The following is an 8,417-nucleotide window of genomic DNA, read 5'->3' on the forward strand; positions in this document are numbered from 1 at the left end:
CCAATTCACTCAATGGATGGCGTCCGACTTAAACAAGATATTGGGCACGGTTTTGGACTTCGAGCTGCACTCTTGCAACTCCATATAGCCGGTGCGCTGGTCTTCCGGCAGGTTCTGCACTTCCCAGGCGATTACCGCCTGCAAGCTGAGTTCTTTCTGCTCTTGGGTGAGCTTGCGCCCGTCCGACCATTTGCCGATTTCTACGGCCAATTTCAGGCTTTCGTAGATTTCCGGGGTGATGTTTTCGATCATTTCAACAAAGGACGACATAGACGCCTCCACAAACAAAGTCGCAGTTTAACGACGACGGCGCGCCAGCGCACCGCCCAACAGACCGGTGAGGCAACCCACCAACAGCCCGCCAACATGGGCGCCATTGGCAATCGCGCCAATGCCCGCCACCTCGGTGATGCCGCTCATACAGATGACCAGCCAAATCAACATCATCACCACCACACCCTTGGGCAGGTGATAGGCGCGATTGGGCGCCAGCAGTTGGTAGATCCAGCAATGCCCGAGCAAGCCATAGAGCACGCCCGACAGCCCGCCAAAAATCGACGGCCCGGCCCACCAGAACTGCACGGCGTTGGATACCAAGCCCACCAGCAAGGTCAGCCCCAGCAGCATCCACTTGCCCTGGTAGGACTCAATGCGCCGGCCCAGCTCCCAGTACCACATGCTGTTCATGGCCAGGTGGAGGATCCCGAAGTGGATAAAGATCGGGGTGATTAGCCGCCAGTATTGACCTGCGGCCAGGGTCTCGGACCACGGCACAAAGGTGGCGTAGTCACCCTGTACGTGGAAGTCCATCCAACTGAGCCAACGGATGGTGTCGAAGTTATCGCCCAACAACGTGATGCCGGCAACTAACAAGGTCAGCAGCAATACCAGCGCTGTCAGCGGGCTGTGGCGCAGTTGTTGAACAAAGCCGCCGGTGCGCGTTTGTTGCGGCGCCGGCAGTTCTAAACGCTGCTCCGGATCGCCCTCGGGATACTGTTGGTACAAGCCACGAATATCCGCCGCCAACTGCTCCCCCGGCACCCATAGCACCTGCTCGCCGGATTCTTCGCTCACTCTGTGCGGAACCTGCAGACGCTGCAGCAGTTGAATAAACGCCGACAAGTCGACACTCACCGGCAAACGTAACACTTCAACAGGGCTCATCTCGGTACTACTCAAGGGGAAACTCCGGGCGTTCAACGTCTACCCAGGCAAATTTATTTGGGTCGATACGGGTTTCCTGGTCCATGCGATAGGCCACCAGCTTGCCGTAGAGCACGGCGCTGTAGTCCAGGCACGCCAGGTTCGGGCGAATGGGCGCGGGTCGGCCTTTGCGCCAGTAGTGGCCGACAAACAGCGGCGGCTCTTTCGGCCCGTAGCGCAGCAGTTCGGTTTTCTCCCGCGGCGTCAGCGGCGTGCGCGCCACGCTCTCAGGCAACGCATCGGGTTGAAAGACGATATCGCCATAGGTTTGCGGGTCTTCTTCCCAGAACTTGGTGCGAAAGAAGGCACGGGTATAACCGTCATCGCTGGTTAGCGTCAGGCCATCGGGCAAGCGCATATCAGTGCCGCGCAGCAGCCGGCCAAACACCCGGCTGGCAAAACTGCCGGTGACGGCGGCGGCCTGGAGAAACGCTTCATCAATACGCCCATCCGGGTGCAGCGCGCGCAGGGAGTCAATTAAGCCGCCATCCCAGCAGGCGTGCACCACGCGGAAATGTCCGGCGTCGATAAACAACGGCAGCTCGTAGAACCAACGCTGGAACTCACGCCACTCCTGCGGGTAAGCGTCGAACTGTTCCAAGCTTTGGGTGATCAGCCGGGCATTGCGCGGCGTATGTTCACGGACAAATTGGCGACCACTGCCAGGCGGCGCTGGGGTGCTCCAGCCGAGGGCGTCGAACTCATGGTTACCCATAATGCACAGCGCCTGGCGGGCTTCGACCATGTCGTGGACGATATGCAGCGCCTCACGAATGCGCGGGCCACGGTCAACGATATCGCCCAGAAAAATCGCCATGCGCCGTGGATGCCGCCACACGCCGCCATGGCGCTGGTAACCGAGGCCATCAAGCAGGCGCGCGAGGGTATGTGCGCAGCCGTGCACATCGCCAATCAAGTCATAACCGCGCGCCGGATCGAGTTCCATCAGTCGTGGCCACTCCCCAGCCGACTGCCCCACCCCAGCTTGGTGCGGCAGACCTCGTAGTAGTTGTGATCGAGCGGGTGAATCAGGCGCAGCTTTTGCGGCTTTTTGCTGACGATCAGGCTGTCACCGGGGGCGCAGGTGAAATGGTTCTGCCCGTCGCACGACACTTGCGGATAAATCGTCATGTCCTTAGCGGCGACGATTTTCAACTCACTGTTGCCATCCACCACAATCGGCCGGCTGGACAAGGTGTGCGGGTACATCGGCACCACCACAATGGCATCCAGCTTGGGGTGCATAATCGGCCCGCCGGCGGACAGCGCATACGCGGTGGAACCGGTGGGCGTGGCGATAATCAGGCCGTCGGCCTTTTGGCTGCAGACGAACTGGCCATCGATATGCAGCTCGAACTCGATCATGCGCGTCGACTTGCCGGGGTGCAGCACCACATCGTTCAGCGCATCGCCCTGGCCGATCATCTCGCCGTGACGGCGCACTTCGGCTTGCAGCAGAAACCGGTTTTCCACCAGGAATTGGCCGTCGAGCACTTCGGCGACTTTGCTTTCCAGCTCATCCGGGCGGATGTCGGTGAGAAAGCCCAAGCTACCGCGGTTAATGCCCAGCACCGGCACATTGAACTGCGCCAGGGCGCGGGCGGCACCGAGCATGCTGCCGTCGCCGCCAACCACAATCACCAGGTCACAGGCTTCACCCAGGCTTTTGCGCGACGAGGTTTGCAGGCCGTGGCCGGGCAATACGTCGGCGATGGTGTCCTCGAGGATCACGTGCAACTGGCGCTCGATCAGCAGTTTTTTCAGGCGCCGGATGGTATCCAGAACCTGTGAACTGCCTAAGCGGCCGATGATGCCGATATTGCGAAATTGCTCCATGAGGCTCCTGGGAGACGCTGGCAAAAAAAGAGAAAAGCGCCCTACTTGCGCAGAGAGCCAGACAGGCGTGGGCAATTATGGGCGAAAGGCACTCAGCAAACCAAGGCGCACATTGCCCGAGCTAAACGCTATGCTCGCAACATGACGCTATTTCCTACCCTCAGCTCCCTGCCCCAACACCTGCACACGCCTGCCGTGCGCGACCTGGCCTGGGTGCTGCTGTCGCCGCCGTTGCTCGACCCGGCCTACTGCGCACAACGCCATCCGCTGAGCGCCAGCAGCTGGGTAGCGGCCCCACAACAGCTGGCCGACTGGCTCCAGCAACTGGACCGCGACCCCAGCACACTCAGCGCCTGGCTGGCGCAACACAGCATCCGGCGCCTGGGTTTGTACTACGAACGCCTCTGGCAATTCGCCTTGAAAGCCGCCCCAGGGGTCGAACTACTCGCGGCCAACCTGGCGATTCGTAACGGCGGGCATACCCTCGGCGAACTGGATTTGCTGCTGCAAGACGACCTCGGCATTCACCACCAAGAACTGGCGATCAAACTCTACCTCGGCCCGCAGGCCGGTGATGGTGGTGACGCCGAACAGTGGCTGGGGCCTGGAAGACAGGATCGCTTAGCGCGCAAACTCGACCATCTGCTTAATCACCAACTACCCCTGTCCGCGCGACCGGAAGCGCAAGCTGCGCTGGCTGAACGGGGCATCCAACAGGTACAGCCGCAACTATGGCTGGCCGGCTACTTGTTCTACCCCTGGCCGGGGCATAGCCAGCCGCCTCGCGGCGCGTTAACCGACCATTTACGCGGGCGCTGGTTGCACCGCAAAGACTGGCCGGCGTTTGTTGCCGAGCAGAAAAACGGCGGCCACTGGCAGCCCATCCCCCGGCAAACCTGGCTGGCGCCGGCGCGGGTGAGTGGCGAACAGCTGTGGTCGATAAGCCAGTTCAATCAATGGCTAAGCGAGCTGGAACAGCCAGCCCAAGCGCAACTATTGGCGCGGTTTGAACAGGACAGTGAAGGGGCTTGGCAGGAAGTTGAACGGTTGTTTTTGGTGGCGGATGAGTGGCCGCAGTGGAGCGGCTACAAGGGCGAGCAAGCCCTCGCCAGCAGCGCATTCGTCGCGCCTGGATCCCGAATCGTCGGACCGTCGCCTACGCGGGGATGACGGTGATTGGGGTTATTTTCGTCATTCCCGCGCAGGCGGGAATCCAGAATTTCGAGTCGTACAAAAACTACCGACTGCGCTCCACCCGCCCACCGGAACGGGCCAAATACCCGGAGCCGCTTTCGCACAATAAGCCGTCACGCAACACCGCTGGCAACGCGTTCAGGCCATCCCGCAATGCATAGGCGTTGTAGCCCAGTTGCGAGAGCAAAAACACGGCGCTGTTGCTGCGGTTGCCGCTGTCGCAGTAGCACAGGTAGGTGCGGGTTTTATCTAACAGGCGGGCTTTGAGGCGCAGCAGTTGCAGCGGCATGTTCAGTGATTGCAGGGCGTGGGCGCGTTCGTATTCTTCTTGCAAGCGCACATCCAGCCATTGCGCGCCGCCAGACAGCAAGCGTGCCGCTTCGCCAAAAGAAACCTCGTCAATCACCGGTGCCTTAAGCAGGTTGAAGAAGTCGTGGCGGTCCAGGCGCAGCACGACGCCGTCTTCCAGCATGGTCACGGTGGCGTTACGCGGCTGGTCGGCCAGTAGCGCTTCCTCGCCAAAGCAGGCGCCCTCCTCCAGTTCGGCCAACACTTGCCGTTCGCTACCGGCGCAGCGGATCACTTCGGCACGACCGCTGTTGAGAAAAAAGCAGCAGTCGCCGGTTTCGCCTTCGCGAAGTACGGTGCTGCCGGCTTGCAGTTCCAGACGTTGCAAGCGATCTAGCATGGCGCGCACGTTGGACGGCGGCACCTTGGCAAATAGCGGGTTGGCCAACAGCCGCTCCAACCATTCGATATCGCCGCCGCGTTGGCCCAGTTCCAGCAACAGATCCTGATAGGCCAGGCGCCAGGTCAGCAGGCGGGTCAAGGTGGCGCTGTCGAGAATCAGCAGGCTGATATCGGTCAGGGCGCGCGCTTCCTGCAAGCGCGGCAGGCTGGGCGATACAGGGTGGCAGCTGGCTTCGCTACCGGCTTGCAGGCGTTGTTGCTGGCCGTCGGCGTTGGTCAGCAGCAGCTCGCCAGCGAGCAAGTAATAGGTAACCCGTGCCTGATCGCCGGAGCGAAACAGGAGCTGCCCGGCCAGCATCGGCTGCGGCACCAGCTGGCTACGCAGTTCGCGCCATTGCTGCTCGGACAACACATTGAGCGGCGTCAGGCTGCGCAGTTGCTCAAGGTTAAGGGGGTCACTCATGGAAAGGGTCAGACTCCAACGGCGCTGCGCCAGGCGTAAGCGCATTGTTCATATGAGTGGCCCGGCGCCCCTGCAAGCCGCCCGTATGGACGAACAGCAGACGCGTGCCGCGAGCAACGTTACCGGCCGCCAGGTATAGGCGCAACGCCATTAATGCCTTACCGGTATAAATCGCTTCCAGCGGCAACTCGCCGTCCCGCTCAGCCTGGCTGATAAACGCCGTAAGCGCTGTATCGACCTTAGCAAAACCTCCACCGCTCGCCTGCACTAACCGATACCCCTGATCGGTTTGCCCGGCCTGCTCAAAGATATGCCGCAGGTTTTCTTCCACCCCATGCCCTGCGGGTACAGCGCTGGCGCCATACACCAAACGGCGCCCCGCTTCGGCCAGCACCAGGCCGGCCAGCGTGGTGCCAGTGCCAACGGCGAGCCACCACGCATCGAAATCGCTCCAGCCAATGCTGGCCAACTGCGCCTGGGCCATCTCGCGAATATCGGCACAACCGAGCGCCCCTGGCAGGCCGCCGCCGCCCTCAGGCACAGGATAAAAGTCCGGATATTGGGCCAGCCACGGTTGCCAAAAGTCAGGCTGATGCCGCTGGCGATAGCCGCCATAACCCAGCCAATGCAACTGCATGCCCCAGGCGTGCAGATCAGCAATAGTCGGCGTGTGTTGCGCCTCACCGCGCAGCAGGCCAACGCTGGCAAAACCAAAGCGTTGGCCGGCAGCGGCAAGGGCGTGCAGGTGATTGGAGTGGGCGCCGCCAAGGCTGATCACGCCCGCTGCACGGGCGGCCTGAGCGGCCTCAAGGTGATGGCGCAGCTTGAACCATTTGTTGCCGCTGATCAGCGGATCCAGCAGGTCCAGACGCAGTACCGCCAGCTCCACACCCGCCTCTGCCGCCCACGGCAAAGCCAGGCGCTGTAACGGCGCCTGGGGTGTCCATAACGGCAGCGTGACGGACAAGGGCTAGCTGACGGTCCGCAAGCGCGCACCGGTTTTATGCCGCGCGCAGCAGTTGGAATCGCCGATGACAAAGCGGCTGGGCGTGTCGATGCGGTCCAGCGGAATGGCGCAACGGTCACCGTTGGGCAGGCTGGCGTCGCAGCTCGGTCTTTCGTAATGGGCCAGCCATTGCCGGTATTGCGGCTCGGCGACAAAACACTTGGCCGCAGCAAAGGCCATGGGGTTGTCTTGGTAGCGGGCAATATCTTGCAGGGGAATGGTCAAGTGGCCGGCGCCCGGGTGATAGACGACAAACACCACGCCCATTTTCGACAGACGCTCGAGAATCTGCTCACCGCCTTGGCTGGCGAAAGCGTCACGCTCCTTTTTCAGGCGCTCGACTTCCTCTTCCAACTGGGTATCCAGTTCGTTGCGGTAGGCCAGCTCAACATCACGAATAGCGATCTGCTCTTTGTACTCCACCACCGCCGAGGCAATGCGCGCCTGCAACTCGCTGTCGAACTGCGCGCGCAGAATGTCGTTCTCGGTACGACCGTGGCGCTCGATAGCGCGCAGCTGTTCGGTCATTTCCTCGCGGTTTTTCTGAAAGGTGTCGGCTTGCGCGGCGAGCTGGCCTTTGAGGCTGACGTTCAATTCTTCTTGCTGGCGCAAGGCCTGGTGCAGCGCCTGAATCTGCGCCAGCATTTTTTGCGTTTCTTCGGCGTTGGCCATTTTCAGCTTGGCCAACTCTTCTTCGTATTGCTGGGTCTGGCTGCTGATGCGCAGGCGCTGCTGCATGATCAGTTGCGCGGTTTTTACCCGGTGCTCTTGTTCGATTTTTTCGGCGATCTGCTCCGCCGCTTCTTTGCCTGGATCGGGCGCATGCCATTGGTCTTCCGGGGCCATTTGCAGACGTTCCGGGGCGACGCTCTGGTTGGCGTCGTCTTCGACCAACAGGCCGAGCTGGTTACGTTTAGCGGTATCACGCAGCAACACCAGATCATTCTGACCAGGCACCAGGCTTGGATCCCACAGGTGCATTTGGTGCCACGACACCGGGCATTGGCTCCGGCAGGCCAAGCGGATGGGGCCGGCACCCAGATCGGGGCCACGGCCAGAGCGTTCGGCCAGATGCCGCAGGGGAATATTCCAGCCGCTATCGGGCGAGCCGCGCTCGTCGAAATCCAGATAAAAGAACACCGCCGCGCGCACCAGCAGACGCGGGTTGATCAGCACGTAGGCCACGCGCATTTGCTGATCACGAAATTCCGGCATATTGACCACGCCGTCGAGCAAGGCCTCGAACTCGGGAAACAGCATTTCCTTGCAGATGCCGCGTTCACCAAAGAACATCACGGCTTCAACCATTTGTGGCTTGATCTGCATGCTCATCAACGGACCCCTAAGCCAATCACAGCGAGCATTTTTGCCCGCGAATAACGCTCAACTTTTCCTGCGCGCAGGGCGAGAAAGTAGGCGTATTCCTACATTTGGCTCAAGTCTAGGGTAAAAAGGACCAACGGCAATGTGACTGGGTTGGCAGTCACCCGCGGCAAGCGCCCACTTGCGGGGCGCGGACCTAAAACTGTGACGGGCTTGGTACAACCGCTCAGTTTTCTGGCTTAGCGAGGAACTTTCGCCAAAAACGGCGCCAGACGTTTGCCCATCTCATCGCCCAGGGCTTGCAGGCCGCTCATGGGGCGAATCATCACTTCAAAATCGACGATTTTGCCCTCGGCATTGAACTGCACCATGTCGATGCCCTTGAGCTGACGATCGCCCACCGTAGCGCTGAACTCCAGCACCGCGCTTTGGCCGTCGGCGCTGACCAGTTGGCGGTGATAGGCAAAGTTTTCAAACACCTGAATTACCGTGTTCAAAATCACATTGACCATCTGCGCGCCTTCATAGGGCTTGTAGGCCATCGGCGAGCGGAACACTGCTTTAGGGTCGAGCAGCTCGGGCAAGGCTTTCAGGCTTTTGCTGGCGATCATGTCGTGCCATTGCTCAAGGGTGGCATTGACAGCGGGGTTGGTTGAAAGCGTGGACATGGGCGATTCCTTTATTGTTTTTGTTGAGATCGCT

Annotated in this window: 9 protein-coding genes; 1 reads left to right on the forward strand and 8 read right to left on the reverse strand. The window is 60.7% G+C overall.

What is annotated here, in order from left to right:
* Positions 1 to 9: 9 nt before the first annotated feature.
* From AAAB16_RS07030 to AAAB16_RS07045, 4 genes are read right to left on the reverse strand one after another with little or no spacing between them, the layout of a single operon-like run.
* On the reverse strand, positions 10 to 270 hold the full coding sequence (locus AAAB16_RS07030; protein WP_340662699.1) for a DUF1315 family protein: 261 nt from the start codon (positions 268 to 270) through the stop codon (positions 10 to 12).
* Positions 271 to 297: 27 nt separating this feature from the next.
* On the reverse strand, positions 298 to 1,164 hold the full coding sequence (locus tag AAAB16_RS07035) for a rhomboid family intramembrane serine protease (protein WP_340662707.1): 867 nt from the start codon (positions 1,162 to 1,164) through the stop codon (positions 298 to 300).
* A gap of 7 nt (positions 1,165 to 1,171) precedes the next feature.
* Positions 1,172 to 2,149, reverse strand: coding sequence for a metallophosphoesterase (locus AAAB16_RS07040; protein WP_340662700.1), 978 nt, complete (start codon positions 2,147 to 2,149; stop codon positions 1,172 to 1,174).
* Entirely contained in the window at positions 2,149 to 3,039 is an 891-nt protein-coding gene (locus tag AAAB16_RS07045; protein ID WP_340662701.1) for an NAD(+) kinase, read from the reverse strand. The genes AAAB16_RS07040 and AAAB16_RS07045 overlap by 1 nt, the downstream gene beginning before the upstream one ends.
* Before the next feature lie 141 nt (positions 3,040 to 3,180).
* Here AAAB16_RS07045 and AAAB16_RS07050 point away from each other — a divergent pair, with 141 nt between their 5' ends.
* Complete coding sequence (locus tag AAAB16_RS07050) at positions 3,181 to 4,209, forward strand: DUF1853 family protein (protein WP_340662702.1); 1,029 nt, start codon at positions 3,181 to 3,183, stop codon at positions 4,207 to 4,209.
* A gap of 67 nt (positions 4,210 to 4,276) precedes the next feature.
* On the opposite strand, the gene AAAB16_RS07055 is transcribed toward AAAB16_RS07050, so the two are convergent.
* The 4 genes from AAAB16_RS07055 to AAAB16_RS07070 form a co-directional block, all read right to left on the reverse strand.
* Positions 4,277 to 5,386 (reverse strand): cyclic nucleotide-binding domain-containing protein, encoded by a 1,110-nt coding sequence (locus AAAB16_RS07055; RefSeq protein ID WP_340662703.1) that lies wholly within the window; start codon positions 5,384 to 5,386, stop codon positions 4,277 to 4,279.
* The gene (locus tag AAAB16_RS07060; protein WP_340662704.1) at positions 5,379 to 6,353 is read right to left on the reverse strand and encodes a pyridoxal-phosphate dependent enzyme; all 975 of its coding nucleotides are present in this window, start codon (positions 6,351 to 6,353) and stop codon (positions 5,379 to 5,381) included. Before AAAB16_RS07060 ends, AAAB16_RS07055 begins: the two co-directional genes overlap by 8 nt.
* A gap of 3 nt (positions 6,354 to 6,356) precedes the next feature.
* Positions 6,357 to 7,724, reverse strand: a complete 1,368-nt coding sequence (locus AAAB16_RS07065) for a chromosome partitioning protein ParA (RefSeq protein WP_340662705.1) — start codon at positions 7,722 to 7,724, stop codon at positions 6,357 to 6,359.
* Positions 7,725 to 7,954: 230 nt separating this feature from the next.
* Positions 7,955 to 8,383, reverse strand: coding sequence for a nuclear transport factor 2 family protein (locus AAAB16_RS07070; RefSeq protein WP_340662706.1), 429 nt, complete (start codon positions 8,381 to 8,383; stop codon positions 7,955 to 7,957).
* Positions 8,384 to 8,417 lie beyond the last annotated feature (34 nt).

Source organism: Pseudomonas sp., assembly GCF_037994325.1.
GTDB lineage: Bacteria > Pseudomonadota > Gammaproteobacteria > Pseudomonadales > Pseudomonadaceae > Aquipseudomonas.